We start from the raw sequence: 24,807 nt of genomic DNA, 5'->3' as shown, positions 1-24,807 counted from the left end.
TCATGCGCACCATCACCATCATTGAAGATGAAAAATTGCTGGGCAGCGAACTTAAACGCCGGTTCGAGCGCGAAGGATGGTCCGTCACATTATCGCCAACACTGGCCGATGCCCGGCGATTAATTATGGAACTTGATTTCAGCCCGTCGATTGTTCTGTCTGATATGAACCTGCCCGACGGCAACGGACTGGATTTTTTAGAAGAAGTGCGCGCGCACGGTGGCCGATCGGAATGGATTTTTCTGTCAGGTTATGGATCACGGCAGGATATTGCCCGGGCCGCAAAGCTGGGGGCGCTGGATTTTCTGGCAAAACCGCTGGATTACCACAAGCTGGACCTGACAATTGCCACCGCAACGCGGGGGGCACGTGCCCGCCAGCGCATCACAGATACAGCCCGAACCGGGGCGCAAAAATACAGCCCCGACAGCTTTATAGGCGACAGTCCTGCGGCCACACAGGTGCGCACCATGTTGGGCCAGCTTGCCACCATTCCGATCACCAGCATTTTGCTGGGCGGCGAAACCGGCACTGGCAAGGGTTTGGTTGCCAAAATACTGCATTATGCCGGCCAACGCGCCGAAGGGCCCTTTGTGGATTTAAACTGTGCCGCCATTCCGCGTGACATGCTGGAATCCGAACTGTTTGGCCACGAACCCGGGGCCTTCACCGGGGCCAAGGGCCGTCATCGTGGCCTGATGGAACAGGCCGATGGCGGCACCCTGTTTTTAGATGAAATTGGCGAAATGGATATTGGCCTGCAATCCAAATTGCTAAAGGCGATTGAAGAACAAAGTTTTCGCCGGGTGGGCGGCGAGGAAAAAATATCGGTCGATATTCAGTTAATTACCGCATCAAACCGCGACTTGCGCGCGGCATCCGATCAGGGCGACTTCCGCCGCGACCTCTATCACCGCATATCTGTTTTTGAATTGCGCCTGCCCAGCCTGCGCGAAAGGCCAAACGACATTGCCAGCATTGTCACCACCCTTTTTACCGAATTTAACGCCCGGTCGGGCAAACAGGTCAGCATCTTGCCACCGTCCATTCTTGAAACCCTGCAATCCTATAGCTGGCCGGGGAATGTGCGTGAATTACGCAATGTGATCGAACGTTCGGTGATGCTGGCGACCGGGCCGGAACTGCCCCGTGAATGGTTGGGCATAGCACCTGACAGTACTACTGCGTCACCCGCAACACCGGTTGCCCCACACCGGCAATCTGGCCCCGCCCCCATCGCCCCGCCCGATGTGACGTTGCACGATCCCGACGGGCTAACATTGCCACTTGATGGATCAATGACGCTTGATGACATGGAAGAATGCATTATTCGCACCGTGCTGGAACGCCATAATTACAATGTGATGGCCGCCGTTCGTGCCCTGGGCACCACGCGAGAAACCCTGCGTTATCGCATTCGCAAATACGGGCTGGAGGCCCTGGTGCACGCCTAAGCGGGCAATACAACCGGGCCAACCACCACATCACCCCCAAAATTGGTGGTAATATCCACCAATGCCCGGCGTCAAACTGGCACCATTTATAAATATCATTTAAAATCAAATAGTTAAATTCTGGCACGGTCCCTGCAAAGTAAAGATCAGATGTCGCAGAAAACGACATACGGAACGGCCCACAAGCGACACCCATCGCGGACCTTCTGATCATTATCTTTATCGGGTTTTGTAAAAAGGACTAAAGCCATGAAAAACGTTACCCGCAAATTTGCCATTGCCACCCTGGCTTTTGGTGTTTCTGCCGCCTTTGTTCCGGCCTTTGCCAATGCTGCCAATGCAAGCCCCTATCAGGCAATTGTGCCCAACAATACCGCTGGCAAACATGGGGCGGAAAAAGAATATGAAATCTGGCTGGCGGCACACCCGGATACAAATACTTCCGACCAGAACAGCACGGCCCACATCAGCCACGAAGTTGTTCCAAACAATATCAGCGGGCCGCACCGCGCGCGCAAGGAAACCGATATTTATGACGCCAAACAGGCCAATCTGCCCCAGCCGGACGTCAACAGCCCGGCCATTCAGGCCCAGTTTTCACAGGAAGGGCAAACTGTTTTACAGCAGGTTCATCAGGCTCGCGTCGCCCTTGCCAAAAATGACCGGGTAACAGCGAAAAAGCTGTTGCACAATGCCCGCGCCACAATGGCAAACATGTATGACGAAGGCGCAAGCGGCAATCTTGTGATCAATGGTCAATTGGTAATGGATCAGGATCTTGTCGTTCCGCAGGACAGCACAGGCACCAGGGTTGCCTTTAACAAGATTATCATGCCGTTTTCCGAAACCCTTGGCGATTTGAACCTGGCCTATACCCAGTTGATCAACAGCCAGCCGCAAGACGCCAATAAAACGCTGGGGCTGGTCGAACGCAACCTGAGCGTTCAATCCGCCCTGGTCACCCAGGCCCCGACCACAGCCAAATCATAACCGGACTGAAATCGTCGCATCAAAATACCGGGTGGAAACACCCGGTATTTGCCTATTTGTCAAACGCGGCGTGATAACGGATAAAACAGTTACCGTCATTGTCCTGCTCAACCTGGGCAGACACGCCAAAAACATCGCGCAGCATGGTTTTGGTCAATATCTCGGGCACCGTGCCAAGCCCCACCAGTACGCCGTGGTTCATCACGGCAATACGGTCACAAAACAGGGCTGCATGGTTCAAATCATGCAGGGCGGCAACCACCGTTACCGGCAATGTGCGCACCAGTTCCAGCAGACCAAGTTGATGGCGAATATCAAGATGATTGGTTGGTTCATCAAGCAGCAGAAATTTGGGTTCCTGTGCCAACGCACGTGCAATGTGAACCCGCTGTTTTTCCCCGCCCGATAAAGTCTGCCAGTGACGGTCCGCCATATGCGCCATATCCACATCGGCCAATGCCTGTGCCACCAGGTCATCATCGCGTGATGTCCAGGGCGACAACATGCTTAAATATGGTGTGCGCCCCAACGAAACCGCTTCGCGTACCGTTAAACGGTCGGTGGTATCGGCCTGCTGTTCGACAAAGCCAATATGTTGTGCCAGCTTACGACGGCCATGCCTGTGCATGTCCTGGCGGCTTAACAATGCCCGCCCGCGATCCGGGCGACGAATGCCCGACAGAATTGACATCAAACTGGTTTTACCTGACCCGTTCGGGCCAATCAGGCCTAAAAACTCGCCCGGTATAACTTCAAGCGAAACCCCCTTGATAATCTGGCGGTATCCGGCGAACCATTCCACATCCTGCAATTCCAAACTCATCGCAAAACCCTTCGATGACATAGAATCAGGGCAAAGGCCGGTGCCCCAACAAGGGCCGTTACCACGCCAATTGGCACCACCTGGCCTGGCACAATGATGCGGGAAATAACATCGGCACTAATCAGAAAAAGCGCCCCGATCAAGGCCGATAAAGGCAATAACAAACCATGGCGTGCCCCGACAAAAAACCGCGCGGCATGGGGAATAACCAAACCGACAAAACCAATAGAACCAACAATGCTGACCATAACCGCAGTCATCATCGCTGACGACCCGATTAACACCACATAAACCCGCCGCACCGGAATACCCAGCGATGCCGCCGATTCCCGGCCAAATGTGAAAGCATCAAGCGCACGGGCATACCACAAACACACCAGCAAACCGCATATTACCGCAGGCAATGCCAACCACACATCGGGCCAGCGCACCCCGCTTAGATTTCCTAGCAACCAAAACATAATGCCGCGCGCCTGTTCGGCATTGGCTGATTTGGTGACGATAAACGATGTCAGGGCGTTAAACATTTGCGACCCGGCGATGCCGGCCAAAATAATTGCGCCGGTGCCCCGTCCGGCCTGAAGGGCCAGTAAGCTGACAAACGCAAAAGCCGCCACGGCACCGCCAAATGCGCCCAACGACAAGGAAACCATGCCCCCGCCAAGCCCGAGAATAACCACACTGACAGCCCCGGTAGATGCCCCGGCTGATATGCCCAGTAAATAGGGATCGGCCAAACTGTTGCGCAAAAGGGCTTGCAACACCACGCCAGAAACAGCCAACCCGGCCCCGCAACACGCGGCAACCACGGCCCGGCTAAGGCGATAATTCCAGATAATACCGGAATCGATGGCATCGACATGACGATTGGCATCGAACAAATGATTTGCCAGCGTATCAAGCACCGTCCGGACCGGGATTGACGTTTCACCCACCGAGGCGGCAAATGCCAATGCCGCACAAAGCAGCATCAGCGCGGCCAAAGCCGCGCCAATACGGTGCCAGAAGGCAGGATGTTTAAACAAACCCACGCTTACTGATCCAGCCCAAAGGCCTTGATCGCTTTTGCCAGGTTTTCAATCCCGGCAATGGTCCGAATTGTGGGGTTCATCGACTGGGCATCCATCACGACAATATGGTTATTCCGCACTGCTTTCATCTGGCTGGCAACCGGGTCAGACGTCAGAAACTGCATTTTCAGTTCCCAGTTATCGGCCGGGAAACGACGGCGTTCCATTTTGCCGATCACGATAATGTCGGGGTCGGCCCGGGCAATGGTTTCCCAGCCGACGGTGGGCCATTCGTCGTCACTTTTAATAACGTTTTCAATGCCCAATATGTTTGAAATATAGCCCGGCGCCCCCTTTTGCCCGGCAACGTACGGGTCGATCTGCAATTCTGCACTGGAAAACCAGTAAACAACCGATATGTGGTGCCCGCCAATATTGGCAACGGTTTCGCGGGCGGCTTTCTCGCGCTGTTTTAGGTCCGCAATCAGATCGGCCCCACGTTTTTCAACGTTAAATATCTTCGAAAAGTCTTCAATTTCCTGATAAATGCTGGTCATGGCAAAGGCATCTTCGCGGGTGCCATCACCACCTGTGGTATTATCCTTGTCCACACAATCGGCCGGGGCGGTATAAACCGGTATGCCCAGTTCACCAAACTGGTCGATCGTGCCAACGGCCCCATTTGGACCGACATGCCATTGAAACTGGGTTGTTACCAGGTCAGGCTTTTGCCCGACCACACTTTCAAATGACGGGTCATTATCAGCCAGACGGGGAATTTTGCTGTTCACGTCGGCAAATTCCGGCATTACCGGGTCAATCCACACCGCCGTTCCCACAACCGCGTCCGCCAGCCCCAGCAGGTATAAAACCTCGGTATTGCTTTGCCCCAGCGACACAACACGCTGCGGGGCCTGGTCAAACGTAAGGGTTCGACCACAATTTTCGATGGTCAACGGATAGGTGGTTGCCTGCGCCCCACCATTTGACAACAACATGCCTGCTGCAAACGCCCCGGCAGCAAGAACCTGTTTTAATTGGCTGGTCATTTCCAGTCCTTTCAAAGGAACACCAGTTACGCCAAACGACGTACCAGCGGGGAAACCGGAAAATTAAAAGGAGGGCCCAATGCAATAAGCCAGGATCCACACGGAAACAGGGGTGCGGCATCAAAACCTGCGCAGGACAACTCCGGGGCACCCCGCCCAGTCTGTCGTTACGGTTGTCGGCAGGTCTCCTGGCTCGCGGGTCAAAACATGTTCCTGGCCTTCCCGGGGCAAATACCCCAGTGGCATTGATCAGGACATGCTCGCCGCATACAGTTGCGGGGGCAGCTTCGTTTGACTGCCTGGAAAACCAGGCAGCGTTGAATTCCCTTTTATCCAAAAAGGATACCGACAAAAATGATGTCCCATAAGGACCGATCATCGTCAAGGCGTTTGATCACTCATGCCTGACGGGCATAAGCCTTCATGCGTCCAATTTCGCGTTGTGAGAAAGCCCCAAACCCAATATCCGGTGACGGGCCTTAATGCCATTCACAAGGGCATCACATAAATCCATCGGAAAATCATTGGGTAAAAGGGCGATTGTTTGATCAATTGCAGCAGGAACATCCTCGAAAATTCTGGTGAGGAGATCCAACACAAGGGAAACGCCAAAACCGGATTCCTTTGCTGATTGCAGGAAATGCCGCGATGTAATTTCATCAATGCGATAGTGTTTTTTTGTCCCGACAGACATTGCCAGCCGATACGGGCCATGCCGAATTTGCCCCTCATCAGCGGCCTGCTGCGCTGACAAAATATCGTATAAAGGCGTCATCGCAAAACCAGCGCCGGGTTGTAAAAACAGGCTGAAGTTTTTGGCATGACCATCTGTTGCCCCTAAAAGCCAGAACAAAATCTGAGCCTGAAAAAATGCAAGCTGGTCATCGGTTGGCGTATTACTGCCTGCCAGCAACGCTGTACAGGATTTAACATCCGGTCCACCATCCGCCTGATATTTCTGACTGGGCGGATATTTCAGGGCCTGGCAAAAATCCTCCTGTGGCAGGCGGATCAGCCTGCCCGGACGGGTCCAGTGCCGATCAAACCGCTCGATAATCAAGGCGCGGGTATCGTCGAAGTCATGGATTTCCACGTTGGCCACATTGGCCCCCATCGCGCGACAAAACTGCATGCAGAAAAACTCGTTCTCCACGCTGCGAGATAAATTAACCCCATTTGGCAACTGGCCTAATTGTGTTTTCACAATATGCGTGGTTGGTGTCGCCCCCGAAGGACGCAACCATTTGCCATCTTTCCTTAATAGCGCGGTTTTTTCCTGTGCCCCGGCAATCGAAATTCTAAAATCATCTTCTTCAACGATGCCAAGCGGAGCTGTAGCAAGATTCTTGATCACGTCTGCAATTTGCGTGTCGCTCAGAAGATCTCCATCCAGTGCCAGTGGCCCGGCCTCACCGTCATAATCGGCGAAAAATTGCAACGCCCCGACACAATCACGTCCGATTTTTTCCAGCATATGATACGCATCGGTCCCCTCTGCCCGTACCTTTGCGGCAACACGCTCCCGAATTTTCTGGTTATCGGGAAGCAGATTTTCCAGATACGAAATAACCGGTGCACCAATATGGGCTTGCATCTGCAAAGGCAGCGACAGCGAAACTGGCAGGGCATATTCCCAATCCAGCCAGGACTGATCGTATCGAAATGTCACCGCCCCGCTGGTTGCCATCACAATTTCGCCAACAAGCCGCCCATTCAGCACAACCGTCAAAGGCTTGTTACGTCTTGTCGGTTTCACGAGAAAATGTCCTCTATGCTGGGTTGGCTTTCCTGAACGCGGTCCTGAACAACGAATTCAAGATCAAGGGCCGCCAGCACACTTAACACTGTGCGCATTTGCGTCCCCGGATCCCCGTTTTCCAGGGACGAAATCGTTGCCACCCTCAAATTGGTTCGCGCACTGACATCTTTTTGGGTCATGCCTTTGGCCTTGCGCACACGCCGCAAGGCATTACCAATCTGATCAGGCGTTCGGGCAGTAATTTTCATCGGGATCCTCAATATTACGCTATAGCGTAATTTATCTTATTTTACGCCATAGCGCAAATTTTATCATATTACGCTATAACGTAATTTATATACTTTTACGCTATGGCGTAATACAAAGCCTGACCCCAGCCGACATATTGCCTTTGCAACATCCGAGAAAATGTCAATCGCACAAAATGATGTGCTGCCATCTAAAACGGGATCAATTCAAAAACTTGCGCGTTGGTATATTTGGCCGCGAATTCGCCATGCTTTGTCCGAATTGCCACCACAGTATTTCGCAAGTTTGTGCAAATCAAAAATATAACAGGGATAATTTCGATGGACACTTCCGCACAGCGCCGACACTTTTTAAAGTCCGCTGCGGCTGCCGGTTTGATATTGCCGGGTATGTCGATGTGGCAACAGGCCTTTGCCGCCGATGCCGTTAAAAAGCTGGCACTGGGCAAAAAGCACAAATTCAGCTTTGATGCGCTGGTCGAGCGCGCCCGCAAAATGGCCGGCAAACCCTATGTTGCCCCGAAAACACCCGACAAGGCGATCCTTGAACAGATTGATTATGCCGAACATGGCAAACTGAAATACAAACGCGACTTTGCGCCTTTTTCTGACGGGTCGGGCACCTATCCGGTCACCTATTTCCATATGGGGCAGTTTTTTCAGAAACCGGTGCATATGTACCTTTTGGAAAACGGCATGTCGCAGGAAGTCGAATATAAAACCGATTATTTCGAAATGCCCGAAAACAGCCCGGCACGCAAACTGTCGGAAAATATCGGTTTCGCCGGTTTCCGCCTGCATGAAGACATCCACCGCGATGACTGGAAAACCCAGGATTGGGTTGCCTTTTTGGGCGCGTCCTATTTCCGCGCCATTGGCGATGAAGGGCAATATGGCCTGTCTGCGCGCGGCATTGCCATTAATACGGCCACCCCGCAGGGCGAGGAATTCCCCGATTTTACCGAGTTTTACATTGAACCCGCGAAAAGTGCCGAAGACCCGGTAACGGTTTATGCCCTGCTAGATGGCCCCAGCATCACTGGTGCGTACCGGTTTTACCTGACGCGCGGCAAGGGTGTGACGATGGATGTGGAAAAATTCCTGTTCATTCGCAAGGACATTGAACGGTTTGGCGTTGCCCCGCTGACCAGCATGTTCTGGTATTCGGAGCAAAACCGCCCGTTCCGCATGGACTGGCGCCCCGAAGTGCATGATTCAGACGGGCTGGCCTTATGGACCGGCGGCGGCGAACGCATATGGCGGCAACTTAACAACCCCGAATTTACCCGCGCATCGGCCTTTGGCGATGATAACCCGCGCGGCTTTGGCCTGATGCAACGCGACCGCGATGTCACCCATTACCTCGACGGTGTGATGTATCATCGCCGCCCCAGCCTGTGGGTCGAACCGCTGGGGGCCTGGGGCAAAGGGGCTGTGCAACTGGTCGAAATCCCCACCGACGATGAAATCCACGACAATATTGCCGCTTTCTGGGTACCCGAGGCACCAGCCAAGGCCGGGCAATCCTATAATTTCCGCTATCGGTTGTATTGGCAGGCCCACACCCCTTATCCACTGGAAAAACTGGCATATGCCAAAGCCACCCGGCTTGGCCGTGGCGGGCAGGAAGGTTTGCCGCGCCCCAAAGGCCTGACCAAATTTGTTGTTGATTTTGAAGGCGATATTCTGGGAACGCTGGCATATGGCGAATATCCCGAGGCGATTATTTCAGTATCACGCGGCAAACTGTCGCGGATCAAAACAGAACCCATCCCCGACACCCGCCTGTGGCGCGCGATTTTCGACCTTGAAGTGGAAGGCAACGATCCTGTCGATATGCGGATGTATTTAAAACGCGGCGATGCCCCCTTGTCTGAAACCTGGATGTATCAGCATTTGCCGGGTCTTAAAAACTGGGATGAACAATAATCCCGGCTTGATCGATACCGTCGACATGTCAAGTACGAACCCGCCTCGCACAGGCGGGTTCGTGTGCTTTCTGGCAACCTCGTCACAGCTAGGCAAGCCCCAGCCATTTCCAGTAAGTGGCGGTAAAGACCAGCGTCAAAACATAAGCAATCACGGTTAACACCAACCCGGTGCGGACAAAATCCTTTACCGCAAAGGTATCAGTACCGTGCGCAACCATGCCCTGCGGTGAATTGACCGGCAAAATAAAGCCGAAGCTGACCACGAATTGCAGCAAAATGGTGGTACCAAACACATTGACACTGCCATTATCCATTTGCTGGAGCACGGCAATGATGATCGGGATCATCGAGGATGCAAGGGCCGTGGCACTGGCAAAACCCAAATGGATCACGACCAGAAAACCGCCCAGCACCGCAACAATGCCCAAGGTACCAAAGCCCGACAGACCAAACATATCCACCGCCGACTTCGCCAGCCACGACGCCGCCCCGGTGCTGAGCAAGGCCGAGCCCAGACTGATACCAACCCCGAACAAAACAATCGTGCCCCAGGGAAATTTGGCATTGGCCTGTTTCCAGCTCATCACCCCGATACCAGGCAATAGCAGAAATGTAACGGCAAGGACGGTCAGGGTTGCGCTGTCAAAATGATGCAAAACGCCTTCAGTTGCCCAGCAAAAAACCAGCAACAGGGAAACCGCCAACAGGCGTTTTTCCGCCCCGGTCATGGGGCCAATTTCTTTAAGGGCGGCGGCCACACTTTCGCGCCCGCCTGGCACTGTGTCATGTTCTGGCGGCATCATCCGCATCATCACAAAATACAGCACCACCGACATCAACAGTGAAAAGGGGGCGGCCGCAACGAACCAGTCCAGCCAGGTGATTTCGATGCCCAAAGTCCGCTGTAAAAAGCCAACTGCAACCATGTTTTGGGCGGCGGCGGTTTTAATGCCGACATTCCAGATGCTAACCGCCTGAACCGTTGTCATAATCAGCAAACCGGCAAAGCGGCTTTGTTTGCCCGCGCCAAATGTCGCGACAATGCCCATCATGATCGGAATAACGGCGGCAGCACGCGCCGTGGCACTGGGCACCAGAAAGGCCAACAGGGTGGCAACAACAATGCTGCCAATCACAATATGGCTTACCCTGGCCCCGACCTTGGACAGCACAATCATCGCGATCCGGCGGTCCAGCCCGGTCAAAGTCATGGCGGCAGATAACAGCAAGGCCGACGCCACCAAAATAAGGGCACGGCTGCTAAACCCGGTAATGGCCGTGCCCAGCGCCTTTGATGTGCCCAGTAATGTATCGCCATCGCCCACGGCAGGTGACAGGCCAAGTGTTACCGCAATCATGGCGGCAATCAGAATGGCGCTAACGGCGAAATCGACCGCTTCTGTCACCCAGATAATGACGGCGAACATAAAAATCGCCAACATCCGCTGCCCGGCAATTGGCAGGCCCTCGGGTGTTGGCAGCAGCATGATTACGACAAAGGCCGCAATCGCCGCAATCAAACCAAAATTCAGCGCTTTTGCAGGCGCGCGAAAAGGTGTTTTATCCTTGTTGGCGGCAGGCGTTTTGTCAGACATCAAATTTCCATCCGTCTGTTTTGATCCCGATGATCAAAAACATGTTTCTGACAAACGTTTTATACCTGTTTTAAAACCGGTTTTCTGATCTGGCGCAGACAGCCAAAAAATCTTTGCCGCCTGTTGGGGGCTTTGTCACCGAATGGGCCGGGTTTCATTGTTTTGTGGCTATAGGTCCCTCGCTGTCCCTATAATCCAAATCGCGGCCATACCCGCATGGCGACAGGTATCAATGATATATCCCCATTCCCACATATAACTGGAATTACCGATGTCTGATCCTTTAGCCGAAATTGTCACGCTGCTGCAGCCCCAGGCACCTTTTTCAAAACTGGTCAAATCAAGCGGCGCATGGCGTGTTCAGCGCACAAATGTGGACCAGGTATATTATTGTCTGATCCTTACGGGTCAGGCCTGCCTTGAGGTTAACGGGAAACCCCCGTTAACCCTTAAACAAGGCGATTTCGCGCTTATTCCGGAAGCCTACAGTTTTGCCATGTCAAGCGTTACCCCCAAACCGGATGACGACCTTAGAAGCGTTCCGGTCAAACAGGACGACGGAACCTTCCGGTTAGGGGACCCGAACGTTCCGGTCTAAACACAACAGCTAATCGGATTTTGTGTTTTTGGCGCGCCCGATGCCTCCCTGCTGGTATCCCTGCTGCCCGATGTCATTGTCATTCGCGGGCAAAGCCGCATTCGTACCTTGGCAAAGCTGGTTGGCGACGAAGCGCGGGCCAACCGACCGGCCCGCGACATATTGCTCGAACGCCTGCTGGAAGCACTTTTAATTGAAACCTTGCGATCCGTCCCGGAAACAACGGCATCACCGGGCTTGCTCAAGGGGTTGTCCGACGACCGGTTAAACATTGCCTTGCGCTGCATGCACGCCAAACCGGACCAGAACTGGACCGTCGCCGAACTGGCAAAACAGGCCGGGTTATCGCGATCGGCATTCTTTGCACGCTTTAACAAAACACTTGGCATCGCCCCGATGGATTATCTTTTGCACTGGCGCATGACACTGGCAAAACAGATGTTGCGACAAACCAAATGTGGTGTTGCCGAAGTCGCCAACAAAGTTGGCTATGGTTCGGCCAGCGCATTTAGTGTGGCGTTTTCCCGCCATACCGGGTTCCCGCCGGCGCAATATGGCCGCCAGACCGATCTTATGGCAACAACCGAACCTGCCGAGCCGATATAACAGCGCAAATTGGACTAACTCTAACGTTTTATGGATTTCAGATTATAGAAGGTACGGATCCTTCATCCTATATCTTGGGCCTCATCACAACACAGAGGTCTTCCCATGAAAACAGTTCTGATTACAGGTTGCTCGTCCGGGTTTGGTCGCGATACCGCCAGCTATTTTCTGGCCCAGGGGTGGCAGGTTATCGCCACCATGCGGACCCCAAACGAAGATGTTTTGCCCAAATCCGGCAAACTGCGCCTGATCAAACTTGACGTTACCGACGATGCCAGCATCACTGCTGCCATCAAGGAAGCCGGTAAAATTGATGTCCTGGTCAATAATGCCGGTATCGGCTGGCTGAACGCGGTTGAAGACACATCCATGGAAATGGTGCGCCAGATTTTTGAAACCAACACCTTTGGCACCATCGCCATGACCAAGGCCGTTTTACCGCAATTTCGCGCACAAGGCAGCGGGGTCATTGTGAATGTCACATCCGCGGTGACCCTCAAACCCCTTTTGTTGCTGGCGGTCTATACTGCAAGCAAAGCCGCCATTGATGGCTTTACCTCCTCATTGGCGCTTGAACTCGAACCGTTCAACATTCAGGCCCGCATTGTGCTGCCTGGCCGCGCCCCGACCACACAATTTGGCGAAAATGCCCGCGCCCGCATGAGCAAGGAAGGCGAATTTCCCGAAACCTATCGTGGATTGCGCGAACAGGTTTATGCAAATTTTGAACAGGAAACCCCCGACATGCTGACCCAGTCAGACGATGTCGCCAAGGCAATATGGCGCGCCGCAACCGACCCGTCCTGCCCGGTTCGCCTGCCGGCAGGTGCGGATGCCGTGGCATTATTGAACTAACAACCACTCCGGCGCCATCTCAGGTGCCATCCCCGGCAATTCTCAGCCTGTGGCCCGGTATATTGCCGGGCCATTTCTGTATATTGATATTACAGCCCCACCGTACCCCGGTTTTTGCGTTCGGTTAACGCAGCGATCCAAAAAATTCCTTTAGCAAAGTGGCAGCCTCAATTTCACCAATGCCGCCATAAACCTCGGGCCGGTGATGGCAGCTTGTGCTTTCAAACACACGCGGCCCGTGGTCTACACCGCCGCCTTTGGGGTCATAGGCACCAAAATAAACCCGGCGAATGCGGGCAAAGGAAATCGCGGTTGCACACATCGGGCAAGGTTCAAGCGTGACATACAAATCGCAATTGGGCAGGCGCGGTTCGCCGCGCAATGCTGCTGCGGCGCGGATGGCAACAATTTCGGCGTGGGCCGTCGGGTCGTTGTTTTCCTCGGTCAGGTTACCGGCGCGGGCCAAAACCTCGCCCGTATCGGTATCAACAACAACAGCCCCCACCGGCACCTCACCGCGACGGGCGGCGGCACGGGCTTCCTGCAATGCCATATCCATGAAACTGTCTGCGCTCATCGCGTTCATCCCGCCTTGCTGATCTTGTTACGTCACGACCTGATATCATCCGATATCAGTCATGCCTTACCATCTGTTTTCATTTTGCGACACTGGCCCTATGATCGGGTCGGCAGATACTGCAAAACAGTGCAATTTACGCCCCACAGGGTCAAGAAGCCATAAAGTGTTGCCAAACTGGCCCCCATATAACGATTGCCATTGCCCAGACCCCGACAGAAGGCTAAACAGCGCCCATGAACACACGTGTAAAAAAACCGATCATTGGCATTACCCTTGATTCCGAAGAACCCGGCGGGTATTCGAAATTTCCGTGGTATGCGCTGCGCCAGAACTATGCCGGGGCCGTTGTGGCCGCAGGCGGCATTCCCATGCCCCTGCCCCATGAAATTGACCTGGTGCCCGAATTACTTGATCTGATCGACGGACTGGTCGTAACCGGCGGGGCGTTTGATGTGGACCCGTCCCTGTTTGGGGCAACCGAACGCCACGATAGTGTAATTACCAAGGACCGCCGCACCAAATTTGAATGGGCCATGGCACAGGGCGCGCTGGATCGCGACATGCCGGTTCTGGGCATTTGCGGCGGCCAGCAACTTTTAAACGTTATTCTGGGCGGGTCGTTGATCCAGCATATTCCCGATACGGTGAAAAACTGCCTGCCCCACGAACAGCCTAACCCGCGCGACGAAGCCGGACACGACGTTAGCGTTGAAACCGGAACATTGCTGGCACGGATTTGCGACAATGTTGACCATCTATCTGTAAATTCAGCCCATCATCAGGCCGTTGCCAATGTTGGGCCGAACGTGATTATCAATTCACGCGCCCCGGACGGTGTGATCGAAGGCATCGAACATCCCGGCTACCGTTATTGCCTTGGCGTACAATGGCATCCCGAATTTCACATCAGCACCGGAGATGCCAAAATCTTCGACGCCCTGATCATTGAGGCCCGAAAATGACCGACAAGGCAGATACCGCCCCGTCACAAACCGACATCCCTGCAAATATCGACGCCGAAGACGATTTCGACGCCGAAATGCCGCAGGATGATTTTGACGCCGACATCGATGGCGAAACCGACCTGGTTGAGGTTGAAATCCCCGAAGAAGACCTGCCGCGCGAACGCATTGCCAAACGCATTGCCCGTTCCGGTGTCTGTTCGCGCCGCGATGCCGAACAGCTGATTAAAACCGGCAAGGTCAAACTGAACGGCAGACGCCTGGATACCCCGGCTGTCACCGTGACCGATAACGACGTTATTCTGATCAACGAAAAACCGTTGCCGGAAAAACAGAAACCGCGTCTGTGGCGCCTGTTTAAAAAACGCGGCCTGGTGACCAGCCATCGCGACGAACAGGGCCGCGAAACCGTTTTTAACAGCCTGCCACCGCATATTCCGCGTGTTATTTCGGTCGGCCGACTTGACCTTAACTCCGAAGGCCTGTTGTTGCTGACCAATGACGGCGAACTGGCCCGTTATCTTGAGCTTCCTGCCACTGGCTGGGCGCGGCGCTACCGCGTGCGTGTACATGGCTTTATCGATGATTCCAAACTTAAACAGCTCGCCGACGGCATCACCGTTGACGGTGTTAATTACGGATCAATTCAGGCGGAAGTAGACGTTCAAAAAGGCACCAATGCCTGGATGACGATTACACTTCGCGAAGGCAAAAACCGCGAAATTCGCCGGGTTATGGAACATCTTGGCTGGCCGGTTACGCGCCTGATGCGCCTGTCCTATGGTCCCTTCCATCTGGGCAAAATGGCGCCGGGCGACATTGAAGAAATCACCGGCAAAGTGATGAAAGAACAGCTTACCGGCTTCTTTGGGGGTGACGGCAGCAAAGCCGCGGCCAAGCGCGACAATGACAATCATGGCCAGGCCAAAGCCAAACCGAAAAAACCCAAAGCCCACCGCAAAACCCCGGCGCGCAACGATAGCCGTGGTGGCCCGCGCGATGCAGATACGGGCACAAGCCTGAAAAGCACCGGTCCGCGCCCGTTCGAAAATGATAGCCGCAACGGCGGATATAACGACCGCACCCCCGCCGGGCGAGGCCGCGATAATGACCGTGATGATAATCGTGGCTTTGGCCGTGACGACAATGCCCGCCGGGGCGCACCGCAAAACCGCTCTTTCGGTGGCGGCAATGATCGCAATGACCGGTCTGGCAACGACACCCGTGGCGGATATAACGACCGCGCCCCCGCCGGGCGAGGCCGCGATCATGACCGTGATGATAATCGTGGCTTTGGCCGCGACGATAATGCCCGCCGGGGCGCACCACAAAATCGCTCTTTTGGTGGCGGTAATGATCGTGGTGATCGCAATGACCGGTCTGGTAACGATACCCGTGGCGGATATAACGACCGCGCCCCCGCCGGGCGAGGCCGCGATAATGACCGTGATGATAATCGTGGCTTTGGCCGCGACGACAATGCCCGCCGGGGCGCACCGCAAAACCGCTCTTTCGGTGGCGGCAATGATCGCAATGACCGGTCTGGCAACGATACCCGTGGCGGATATAACGACCGCGCCCCCGCCGGGCGAGGCCGCGATAATGACCGTGATGATAATCGTGGCTTTGGCCGCGACGACAATGCCCGCCGGGGCGCACCGCAAAACCGCTCTTTCGGTGGCGGCAATGATCGCAATGACCGGTCTGGCAACGATACCCGTGGCGGATATAACGACCGCGCCCCCGCCGGGCGAGGCCGCGATAATGACCGTGATGATAATCGTGGCTTTGGCCGCGACGACAATGCCCGCCGGGGCGCACCGCAAAACCGCTCTTTCGGTGGCGGCAATGATCGCAATGACCGGTCTGGCAACGATACCCGTGGCGGATATAACGACCGCGCCCCCGCCGGGCGAGGCCGCGATCATGACCGTGATGATAATCGTGGCTTTGGCCGCGACGACAATGCCCGCCGGGGCGCACCACAAAACCGCTCTTTTGGTGGCGGCAATGATCGTGGTGATCGCAATGACCGATCTGGTAACGATACCCGTGGCGGATATAACGACCGCGCCCCTGCCGGGCGAGGCCGCGATAATGACCGTGATGATAATCGCGGCTTTGGCCGCGACGATAATGCCCGCCGGGGCGCACCACAAAATCGTTCTTTTGGTGGCGGCAATGATCGTGGTGACCGCAATGACAACGACAGCCGCGATGGTGGCTATCAGGGCCGATCGTCCGGGCGAGGGCGTGATTCGCAAAACCGCGACAATAACACGGCGGGAAACCGCAGCTTTGGCGGGCAAGGGCAACCTTCCGGCCGCGGCGGAAACCCGCGCAACCGCGATGATGCCGGAGAAAACCGCGACAATACCAGCCGTCCCTTGAACAAGGGTCGTGGCCGTTATGCCGGTGGCAACGCCGGCGCAGGCAAACCGGCTGGCCGCCCCGGCGGCAATACCGGCAGCAAGCCTGCTGGCAACCGTCCGGCGGGACGAAACGGCCCCAAACCGGCAGGTAATGGCAAGCGAGGAGATCGTTAATGCGAATTGTTGGCGGAAGTCTTCGCGGGCGCACCCTGACCTGCCCCGCTGGCAGCGATGTGCGCCCGACACTGGATCGGGTGCGTGAATCGCTGTTTAACATTCTATCCCATGCCAGCCGCTGGTATGAAGATGAAGAAAACCCGTTACTGGACGGCATCGTGCTTGATGCTTTCGCCGGGTCCGGCGCGCTAGGGCTTGAAGCCCTGTCGCGCGGGGCGCAAAAGGCCGTGTTTTTTGACCGCGACGCCAAGGCACTGGCCGCGATTGAAGAAAACATTAAAACGCTGCGCCTTGAAGACCGGGCCACAACGCGCCGTGCCGATGCGACCAAACCGATCAAAAGCCATGAGGCCGCCAGTCTGATTTTTCTTGATCCGCCCTATCATAAGGAAATGATCACACCCAGCATCATTGCGCTGCGTGATGCGGGCTGGATTAACGATAAAACCCTGATCATTGCCGAACGCGCGCTCCGCGATCCCGGTGCCGACGTTCCTGGTATCGACTTGCTGGATTCCCGCAAATACGGGCGCTGCAAAATCGAAATCATGCGATTGTTCTCAACAAACAACTGAGATAGCTTTTACAAAATGCCCAACTCATTCCAAACCAATTTAATGGCAACAACCGAGGATGCTGTTGCACTGTTGAAACGCGCCTGGGATGAAATGGTTGTGGAATGTAGAGAAGTTCTTGGCGGAGAACTACATTATCAGGCAATGATGTATCATTGCCTGCGAAATGCAGGTACACCGATACGCCAATTAGGCATGAACGTAAAACAATGGGTCAGATTGCCCATTACACCAGAGTTCTTATTCGCCCAAAAAACAAAAAACGAAGCCTATCGTGAAGGCAGGGAAGTCATCCCCGATATTGTTATGTTCCAACCAAGCATAAATGGTGACTGGCGTCGTCGCAACTATGAGAACACTCTTAATCAAATGCTGATGGCGATCGAGATTAAAGTTTCCGAACGTGAAAAGGGTCGTCTGGGGCAAACTGAAATTTTCCGCGATATCAACAAATTAACATCATTCCGCCAAGAAATAAATCATCGTGGAACAAGTGTCGTTCCAATTATGATGGTTATCGATACGGCGCGTGAACTCCGCGAACGTATGGTGGATGACAGTATTTCCAAATGCCGTAATCATGCAAAAGATCAAAATGTCGGCTGGTTCTATGTCAGTCCAACCATACAGGTATCTGACTTGCCCTCAATATCAACATCAACTCACACTTGAACCAAACCCTGCCTTTCTTGCACCGCCATAAATAGCGCTGTATTTTGTCGGAATAACGATGGAAACAGCTAATGCACCCCCTAAACATCCACAATTCCACCCCCGATGACATTGCCCGGTTTGGCGACAAACTGCGGCAGTGGCGACGCATGGCTGATATAAAGCAGCAACGGCTGGCTGATATTTTGGGGGTGACGCAGGCAACAATATCGCGCTGGGAAAAAGGGGGGCAGCACCCCTCTCCGTTTCAATACCGGCTTTTGCACGACATGATGACGCGCAACCGTAATCTGCGCCTTGATCATGCGATAAAGCGACTGGTGAAACAATCGCGCCAGCGCGTTCACCTGATCGAGGATCGCAGCCACCGGCTGTTATGTTCGTCCCTGCCGCGTCAGCGCGAATGGCAACGTGATGATAATGAATTGCTGGGGCAATCCCTGTGGCGATTTGCAACCCGGGAAATTGCCGCTGCTGAAAAAAGCCTGCACCATATGGGCTGGCACGAGGGCCAGGCCGATCATGTGTTATTTGCCAATTCTGCCCGCGACGGCGGCCCTATGCGCATCATTGATCAATACATTCTTTGGGAACGGTTCTATCTGGCCGATGGGCGGGCAGTACGGTTAACCACCGGGTTTGATCACCGCCCGCAAAATTACTAATCCTGTAAAGATCGTCATGCCGTATTTGCCAGGACCAGGACAAAACAACAACCTTAACGGCCCCGCAACCACAAATAGCAGACCAACACGCATATTTCATACATAGCCCTGAACACCCCGGCGCGCTAAAAACACACGACCCTGATTTGGAAGTGTCCCATGCGTGCTGTCTTGCCGATTATCTTTTTATATGGAACCGGCCTTTGTGCCTCTATGCAGGTGGGCCTGATCGGACCTATCGCCGTAACATTACGCCAGCAATTTGACCTGACACAGGCACAGTTTGGTCTGGTGGCCTCGCTAATCACGGTCGCAGGTGCCCTGTGCGCCATTCCCACCGGTATCTGGGCCGCCAGACTGGGATTAAAACAGGCCGTGCTGGCGGGGGGGGCCACGATGCTGGCGGGGGCAATTGTTTTTTCCCAGGCCGATAGCGTAGCATTTCTGTATGCCGGGCGTGTGCTGACCAGTATCGGCTATTTGCTGATTGTTGTCGGCGCGCCAAGCTGGATGCCCTATTTTGGCAATTCACATCTTGTCACGCTGGCGATGGGGCTGTGGGGCACCTTTGTTCCGGTCGGCATTGCCCTTGGCACATGGATAAGCGCAGGCCTCAGCGCATACTTTGGCTGGCGAATAGCTGTTCTGGGCTGTGCCTTGCCGGTTTTAGTGTTTGCCGCCCCGCTTCTTGCATTGCAAAAACCACCGCGCGACGGATTTAACCGTTCGCTGGCAAACGGCATCATCGGCGTATTGCGCGATAAAAATGCCCTTTCAATTGCAATGACATTTGCCATCTTTGCCGGAACAACATCGGCAACGGTTGCCTTTATGCCCACCATGCTGATGGACCGGCTTGGCATCAGCCTGACACTGGCCGCCAGCATGATTGGCATCACAACAATTGCCGGTAACATTGCCGGGTCGTTAAGTGGGGGCATTTTACTTGGCAAAAGCACTACCGGCCGCCTTTTATTGCTAACGGCCCTGCCGCTTATGGCAACGTGTATTGCCATTATTTATCTGGCGCCGGGTCTTCTGATCGTGATCATTGCGCTATGCGGTTTTAACTTTGGCCAGGGTATTGTTGCCGGAACATGTTTTGCCATGTTGCCGCGCATAGCGGGAAGAAACCTTTCCATGCCAGCCTTGCAGGGCATGCTCGCGCAATTTGCTGAAATATTTGTTGTCATCATTCCCCCCGTATCCGGGTTCATTATTGATGACTTTGCCTGGACCGGGGCTGCCATTGCCTTTGCCGCATTTTATTTGATTTCGCTTATATTTGCGCGCAAACGTATCACACCGGCGCCATGATTGTTCCATATCGCATCCTTGTGGGAACGCCCCTTGACCAAAAGGTGAAAGCGGGCGACTTTCCTTGCGCAAAACAAGTTTAAAGGATGTGGAATGGCCTGGCTGAAAGCCATATTTATCGGTTTGTTACTACTGGTTGTTGTGGCTATTTCCGGGTTTTTCATCTGGCTTGCCCCGGTTGGGGCGGGCTATACCGCCAAGGTATTGTGTTCGCGCATTTTTGTCAGCGGCCTGTCGTCGGAACGCGCCTTAAACGAGGACGTCCTGTCCGATAATAGCAGCCTGTTATCGCTGATTACGGCAAATATCGACCTGCGCCACCAAACCGTAAGCGCCCATGCCTTTGGCTTTCGCACACGTGTGGCAGTGTATCGCCCCAATATGGGTTGCACCCTGACCGACCCTGACAAGGTTAGCGCCCTGCAAAATACCGCCCCGGTATTGCGCCCCATCGCGCCCCAGCCTTTAATGACCGCACCTTTGCCACCGGGCATCGACAGGCGCAAATTTAACAACATCCTGTCCGAGGCGATGGACGAACCGTCGATTACCCCCAGCCGCCGGACCCGCGCGATTGTCGTGCTTTACAAGGGCCGGGTTGTTGCCGAACGCTACGACGAAGGAATTACGGTCAACACCCCGCTAACCGGCTGGTCAATGACCAAAAGCGCATTTTCCGCCATTTTAGGCCGTATGCGGATGAAAGACATGTTGCCACCGCTTAATTACCCGGTCAGCATCAACGAATGGGACACCCAGGCCAACGACCCGCGTGTTAAAATTACCTATGATGAATTGCTGCATATGAGCAGCGGCCTTGAGTTTGACGAAAGTTACCGGAACCCGGTTTCAGATGTGGTGCAAATGCTGTTTGTTGCCCCCAGTGCCGCCGGACTGGCTGTTTCGAAACCGCTGGCAACCACGCCGGGCACGGAATGGCGCTATAGCTCCGGCACCACCAACGTTCTTTCCGCCGCCATGCGCAACCTTAGCAGCTCGATGCAGCAATATCAGGCCCTGCCGGCCGAATTGCTGTTTCGCCCCCTTGGAATGCGCCATGCCGTGGTTGAAACCGATAGTGACGGGTATCTGGTCGGATCCAGTTTTATGCATGCCACCGCCCGTGAGTGGGCCAAACTGGGGCAACTATACCTGCAGGACGGCGTATGGAACGAAACACGACTGCTGCCCAAAGGCTGGGTTGAACATGCAACAACCCCTGCCCCCACTGCCCCAAACGGGATCTATGGCGCACATTGGTGGCTAAAACTGCCTGATTACAGCAATGACAATCAAAACAGTTCCGATGTTCCCGGCGATGCCTATTTTGCCCTGGGGCATGACGGCCAGTCTCTTAGTGTCATTCCGTCAAAGGACCTGGTAATTGTACGCTTGGGATTAACCCGCAGCCATAATGCATTTGATGTGCGCCGTTTTGTCGGCGGTATCGCCGCACTGTTTCCGCAACACACCGATGCCGCCCCATCGCAAGATGATGGCACAGACAGCGCAAAAGATGAGAAGGGTTAACCCTTTTCCACGCCCGAACATATCATCAACATCGTAAAAAGCCCTGCCACATATCAATGGCAGGGCTTTGCGCATCACGATCTATGAATATCAAAAAGCGGGCGATCCGCCCCGGCCTTATCTGGCAAAGGCCCGATAGCACCTGGCGCGATTAACCCGTTCCTGATGAGTTGGCACATGAAGAACCGGCGTTACCGAAATGCAGGTTCATCAAGCGAGCGCAGCTTGCGGGAATGAAGCTGATTGACTTCCGCCCGCAGGGTTTCAATTGTCTGCAAGCCAATTTCCAGATGCTGGCCAATGCGCTGACGATAGAAATTATTCGCCATGCCAGGCAGTTTCAATTCACCATGTACCGGTTTATCCGACACACATAACAGGGTGCCATATGGCACACGAAAACGAAAACCGTTGGCAGCAATGGTGGCACTTTCCATATCCACCGCAATTGCACGGGCCTGGTTAAGGCGAACAAACAATTCGCTGTAACGCAGTTCCCAGTTGCGATTATCAGTGGTGGCAACCGTGCCGGTTCGCATCCGGGCTTTCATTTCCTTGCCGGTCAGGCCGGTGACTTTGGCAACCGAGTCAGCCAGGGCAACCTGGACTTCCGCAATCGGTGCCACCGGAATCCAGAGCGGCAGGTCTGAATCCAGCACATGGTCATCACGCACATAGCCATGTGCCAATACGTAATCGCCCAAAAGCTGGCTTCGGCGCAAACCGGCACAGTGGCCCAGCATCAACCAGCAATGCGGTCGCAACACCGCAATATGGTCGGTCGCGGTTTTGGCGTTGGACGGCCCCACCCCGATATTGACCAGGGTAACACCCAGTCCATCCTCGCGGATCAAATGGTAAGACGGCATTTGCGGTAATTGTTTAACGGCCTCGCCGCCGGCTTGCCATTTCTTTGGTGCGTTTTTGCGCACATGCACAGCCGGGCCGGGTTCAACAAACGCCACATAGGGGCTTTTGGGGTCCTCAAGCTGGGCTTTGGCATATTCGATAAATTCATCGACATAGCGCTGATAATTGGTGAACAGAACAAATTTCTGGAAATGTTCGGGGGCGGTTGCAGTGTAATGGCGTAACCGGGCCAGCGAATAATCCACCCTTTCGCCAGAAAACAGCGACAATGGTTTTGGGGTATCGCCATTACGAACATGCACGCCATTGGCGATGTCATCATCGGTTCGTGCCAGATCGGGCATGTCGAACGTCATTTGCAACTGGCGAATGTCGGTTGGGCCAATAGCATCGGTTGCTGTTTCCACCAGAAACGGCACCGGAATGGGCCGGTCCGACACACCAACAACAACCGGAACATCGTGATTTTTCAACAGAAGTTCGATCTGCTCGCGGTAATATTCCTCAAACAGGTCGGGCCGGGTCAGGGTGGTTCCATACACACCCGGGTCACGCGGCGCCCCGTAGGAAAGAGTACTTTCGACATGCAGCTTTTCCGGTGGCACCTCGATGCCAAGGTACGGATAATAAGCGCGCACCGGCGAGGTTTGCTGGCCTGTGCCAAAGCGGGTAAAAGCTTCGCGAACGGCAGTTCCGCCCGTTTCGTAAATGTCGCGAATGCGGGCCAGTGCCTTGTCCGCATCGGTAAATTCAAACAGATCGCGTACCGATCCGTGGATTCCGGATACCATAAATATTGCTCCTTTTTATTTTTTTTGGTTGTGAGCGAGAGATTTATCACCGCTCGACCCGGTGCTGGCAACCCCCAATTGCGCAAATGTGAAATGCATCCGCCAAAAACAGAAAAATATACTTAACGTAATATTGCGATGCAAAGCGCCAAAAACCGGGTTATTTCAATATGCCAACCCGGCAAGTTTGCCCGTTATTTTCAAATATTCCAAATGACAGTTTCCCGACCCGGACAAAAGCGACGCTAATATAGTGCGCGCGGCAAGATGCCACACAAAATGGCGTAGCCCCCGTATTCTGGCATTACTGCGGGTTCCCCCGCGTTTCCTGCATCTCCCCCAGACGTCTTTGCACAGCACATTAACAGCACGTAAAACGCGCCGCCTGCTTTGAGACGCGCCGCAAATGACCATTGGTCAACACGCAAAAGACCAAAACCGACATTTGTTTATGACCGCCACAAAATGCCGAAAAACCCGAAATTTCGCCCATCAATGGGGATGCCCGGACCAAACCTGGGGCAAGGACAGCGCGATTTGAGGAAAAAAAAGGGCCGGAGCAAAAGCACCGACCCAGGAAAGGGGCTGATAAGACGTTGAGGAAAAAGACCACAACCCCGGTTCGGCAGAAGGCACATCTGCCGAAAACCAATAAATGACTACTGGTCATTTGTCTTTGATACGGGAATTTTTGCGAAAACGCAAGCCTGTAAACGCACTGGTTATGGGATTTTTCGCAATTGCAACAAACGTGTCATCGAACAGGTTTTCAGCACTTAAAGCACCCAAAACGGGTGTAACCCGCCTTTTGGGCGACATTTAGCAAATTGGAACTTTCCTGAAATCAGGACCGCATGAAGGCGCCGTTGCCCAACCCGATATGCCGCCCGCACTGTTACCGTAACGTTAGTGTCAGCGTTCAACCCGAGCAGCAGAAAAACAGCATTTCACAATATGGGGTGCTTAGACGTACCCGTTACGCCGCGTCCGGCTGGCCTTACCATCAGGAACCACAATCCTGGGATGAACAGTCCTAACCATCGGAAAAAGCTGGAACAGCGATGTCACACGCCACAACAACCGAAATGTCGGATACAAATCGGTTCAGGTCAGAATTACGATTCTTCTTTTTGAAACCTTATTAAAAATTGTCGAGTCGCAATGCCAAAAAGGTAGAAACAAGCCTACAAGGCTCCACTTCGAAGGGTACTAAAACATTGTAAAATCCGGATAAATTGGCACTTCATAATAAACCAAAAGCAAAAAAGAAGCCGGAACCTGTAAACAGGAACCGGCCCAATTCGGGATTGAACTAAAAAGACGTTGAGGGAAAAGATGACAATCCCGTGTGTATTCTTCTAGGGTCTGAACCCAATTG

General features: G+C 54.0%; 20 protein-coding genes, 1 pseudogene and 1 riboswitch. Of the genes and pseudogenes, 13 read left to right on the top strand and 8 right to left on the bottom strand.

Going from position 1 to position 24,807, the window contains the following annotated elements; all coding sequences use genetic code 11:
• Positions 1 to 2 precede the first annotated feature (2 nt).
• Complete coding sequence (locus THS27_RS15675; protein ID WP_085592497.1) at positions 3 to 1,454, top strand: sigma-54 dependent transcriptional regulator; 1,452 nt, start codon at positions 3 to 5, stop codon at positions 1,452 to 1,454.
• 249 nt (positions 1,455 to 1,703) lie between these two features.
• On the top strand, positions 1,704 to 2,444 hold the full coding sequence (locus tag THS27_RS15670) for a hypothetical protein (protein WP_085592496.1): 741 nt from the start codon (positions 1,704 to 1,706) through the stop codon (positions 2,442 to 2,444).
• A 52-nt stretch (positions 2,445 to 2,496) separates the two neighbouring features.
• Here the strand turns inward: THS27_RS15670 and THS27_RS15665 are convergent, their stop codons facing one another.
• From THS27_RS15665 to THS27_RS15645, 5 genes are all read right to left on the bottom strand, one after another.
• Positions 2,497 to 3,267, bottom strand: a complete 771-nt coding sequence (locus tag THS27_RS15665) for an ABC transporter ATP-binding protein (RefSeq protein WP_085592494.1) — start codon at positions 3,265 to 3,267, stop codon at positions 2,497 to 2,499.
• Positions 3,264 to 4,238 (bottom strand): iron ABC transporter permease, encoded by a 975-nt coding sequence (locus THS27_RS15660; RefSeq protein ID WP_085592609.1) that lies wholly within the window; start codon positions 4,236 to 4,238, stop codon positions 3,264 to 3,266. The genes THS27_RS15665 and THS27_RS15660 overlap by 4 nt, the downstream gene beginning before the upstream one ends.
• Before the next feature lie 62 nt (positions 4,239 to 4,300).
• The gene (locus THS27_RS15655) at positions 4,301 to 5,326 is read right to left on the bottom strand and encodes an ABC transporter substrate-binding protein (protein WP_085592492.1); all 1,026 of its coding nucleotides are present in this window, start codon (positions 5,324 to 5,326) and stop codon (positions 4,301 to 4,303) included.
• 160 nt (positions 5,327 to 5,486) lie between these two features.
• Positions 5,487 to 5,691: riboswitch (cobalamin riboswitch) on the bottom strand.
• A gap of 56 nt (positions 5,692 to 5,747) precedes the next feature.
• A complete protein-coding gene (locus THS27_RS15650) occupies positions 5,748 to 7,082 on the bottom strand; it encodes a type II toxin-antitoxin system HipA family toxin (RefSeq protein ID WP_139835604.1) in 1,335 nt (444 codons plus the stop codon).
• Entirely contained in the window at positions 7,079 to 7,333 is a 255-nt protein-coding gene (locus THS27_RS15645) for a helix-turn-helix domain-containing protein (RefSeq protein WP_085592490.1), read from the bottom strand. Before THS27_RS15645 ends, THS27_RS15650 begins: the two co-directional genes overlap by 4 nt.
• Positions 7,334 to 7,654: 321 nt before the next feature.
• On the opposite strand from THS27_RS15645, the gene THS27_RS15640 reads away from it, so the two are divergent.
• Positions 7,655 to 9,262 carry a glucan biosynthesis protein gene (locus THS27_RS15640; RefSeq protein ID WP_085592488.1) on the top strand — a complete coding sequence of 536 codons (1,608 nt, stop codon included), beginning with the start codon at positions 7,655 to 7,657 and terminating at the stop codon, positions 9,260 to 9,262.
• Positions 9,263 to 9,350: 88 nt separating this feature from the next.
• On the opposite strand, the gene THS27_RS15635 is transcribed toward THS27_RS15640, so the two are convergent.
• The gene (locus THS27_RS15635) at positions 9,351 to 10,859 is read right to left on the bottom strand and encodes a DASS family sodium-coupled anion symporter (protein ID WP_085592486.1); all 1,509 of its coding nucleotides are present in this window, start codon (positions 10,857 to 10,859) and stop codon (positions 9,351 to 9,353) included.
• A 271-nt stretch (positions 10,860 to 11,130) separates the two neighbouring features.
• Here THS27_RS15635 and THS27_RS27435 point away from each other — a divergent pair.
• From THS27_RS27435 to THS27_RS15625, 3 genes and pseudogenes are all read left to right on the top strand, one after another.
• Positions 11,131 to 11,658 (top strand): annotated as a pseudogene (locus THS27_RS27435) (cupin domain-containing protein); the annotation flags it as partial.
• 84 nt (positions 11,659 to 11,742) lie between these two features.
• The gene (locus THS27_RS27430; protein WP_246832985.1) at positions 11,743 to 12,063 is read left to right on the top strand and encodes a helix-turn-helix transcriptional regulator; all 321 of its coding nucleotides are present in this window, start codon (positions 11,743 to 11,745) and stop codon (positions 12,061 to 12,063) included.
• A gap of 105 nt (positions 12,064 to 12,168) precedes the next feature.
• Positions 12,169 to 12,918, top strand: a complete 750-nt coding sequence (locus THS27_RS15625) for an SDR family oxidoreductase (protein ID WP_085592484.1) — start codon at positions 12,169 to 12,171, stop codon at positions 12,916 to 12,918.
• 124 nt (positions 12,919 to 13,042) lie between these two features.
• On the opposite strand, the gene THS27_RS15620 is transcribed toward THS27_RS15625, so the two are convergent.
• Positions 13,043 to 13,495, bottom strand: a complete 453-nt coding sequence (locus THS27_RS15620; RefSeq protein ID WP_085592482.1) for a nucleoside deaminase — start codon at positions 13,493 to 13,495, stop codon at positions 13,043 to 13,045.
• A 236-nt stretch (positions 13,496 to 13,731) separates the two neighbouring features.
• Between THS27_RS15620 and THS27_RS15615 the strand changes: the two genes are divergently transcribed.
• The 7 genes from THS27_RS15615 (at position 13,732) to THS27_RS15585 (ending at position 21,768) form a co-directional block, all read left to right on the top strand.
• Complete coding sequence (locus THS27_RS15615; protein ID WP_085592480.1) at positions 13,732 to 14,460, top strand: gamma-glutamyl-gamma-aminobutyrate hydrolase family protein; 729 nt, start codon at positions 13,732 to 13,734, stop codon at positions 14,458 to 14,460.
• Positions 14,457 to 17,006 carry a pseudouridine synthase gene (locus tag THS27_RS27425; RefSeq protein ID WP_085592478.1) on the top strand — a complete coding sequence of 850 codons (2,550 nt, stop codon included), beginning with the start codon at positions 14,457 to 14,459 and terminating at the stop codon, positions 17,004 to 17,006. The genes THS27_RS15615 and THS27_RS27425 overlap by 4 nt, the downstream gene beginning before the upstream one ends.
• Entirely contained in the window at positions 17,006 to 17,584 is a 579-nt protein-coding gene (gene rsmD, locus THS27_RS15605; RefSeq protein ID WP_085592476.1) for a 16S rRNA (guanine(966)-N(2))-methyltransferase RsmD, read from the top strand. The genes THS27_RS27425 and rsmD overlap by 1 nt, the downstream gene beginning before the upstream one ends.
• A gap of 15 nt (positions 17,585 to 17,599) precedes the next feature.
• Complete coding sequence (locus THS27_RS15600; RefSeq protein ID WP_085592474.1) at positions 17,600 to 18,256, top strand: hypothetical protein; 657 nt, start codon at positions 17,600 to 17,602, stop codon at positions 18,254 to 18,256.
• A gap of 71 nt (positions 18,257 to 18,327) precedes the next feature.
• Complete coding sequence (locus tag THS27_RS15595; RefSeq protein WP_085592472.1) at positions 18,328 to 18,921, top strand: helix-turn-helix transcriptional regulator; 594 nt, start codon at positions 18,328 to 18,330, stop codon at positions 18,919 to 18,921.
• A gap of 159 nt (positions 18,922 to 19,080) precedes the next feature.
• On the top strand, positions 19,081 to 20,238 hold the full coding sequence (locus THS27_RS15590; RefSeq protein ID WP_085592470.1) for a CynX/NimT family MFS transporter: 1,158 nt from the start codon (positions 19,081 to 19,083) through the stop codon (positions 20,236 to 20,238).
• A gap of 93 nt (positions 20,239 to 20,331) precedes the next feature.
• Positions 20,332 to 21,768: a serine hydrolase gene (locus THS27_RS15585; RefSeq protein WP_085592468.1), complete on the top strand. Its 1,437-nt coding sequence runs from the start codon at positions 20,332 to 20,334 to the stop codon at positions 21,766 to 21,768.
• A 191-nt stretch (positions 21,769 to 21,959) separates the two neighbouring features.
• On the opposite strand, the gene THS27_RS15580 is transcribed toward THS27_RS15585, so the two are convergent.
• A complete protein-coding gene (locus THS27_RS15580) occupies positions 21,960 to 23,429 on the bottom strand; it encodes an AMP nucleosidase (RefSeq protein WP_085592466.1) in 1,470 nt (489 codons plus the stop codon).
• Positions 23,430 to 24,807: the final 1,378 nt, after the last annotated feature.

Origin of the sequence: Thalassospira sp. MCCC 1A01428, assembly GCF_002115825.1 — a bacterium.
Taxonomy (GTDB): Bacteria; Pseudomonadota; Alphaproteobacteria; order Rhodospirillales; family Thalassospiraceae; genus Thalassospira.
This window is presented reverse-complemented; position numbering and strand designations above follow the sequence as displayed.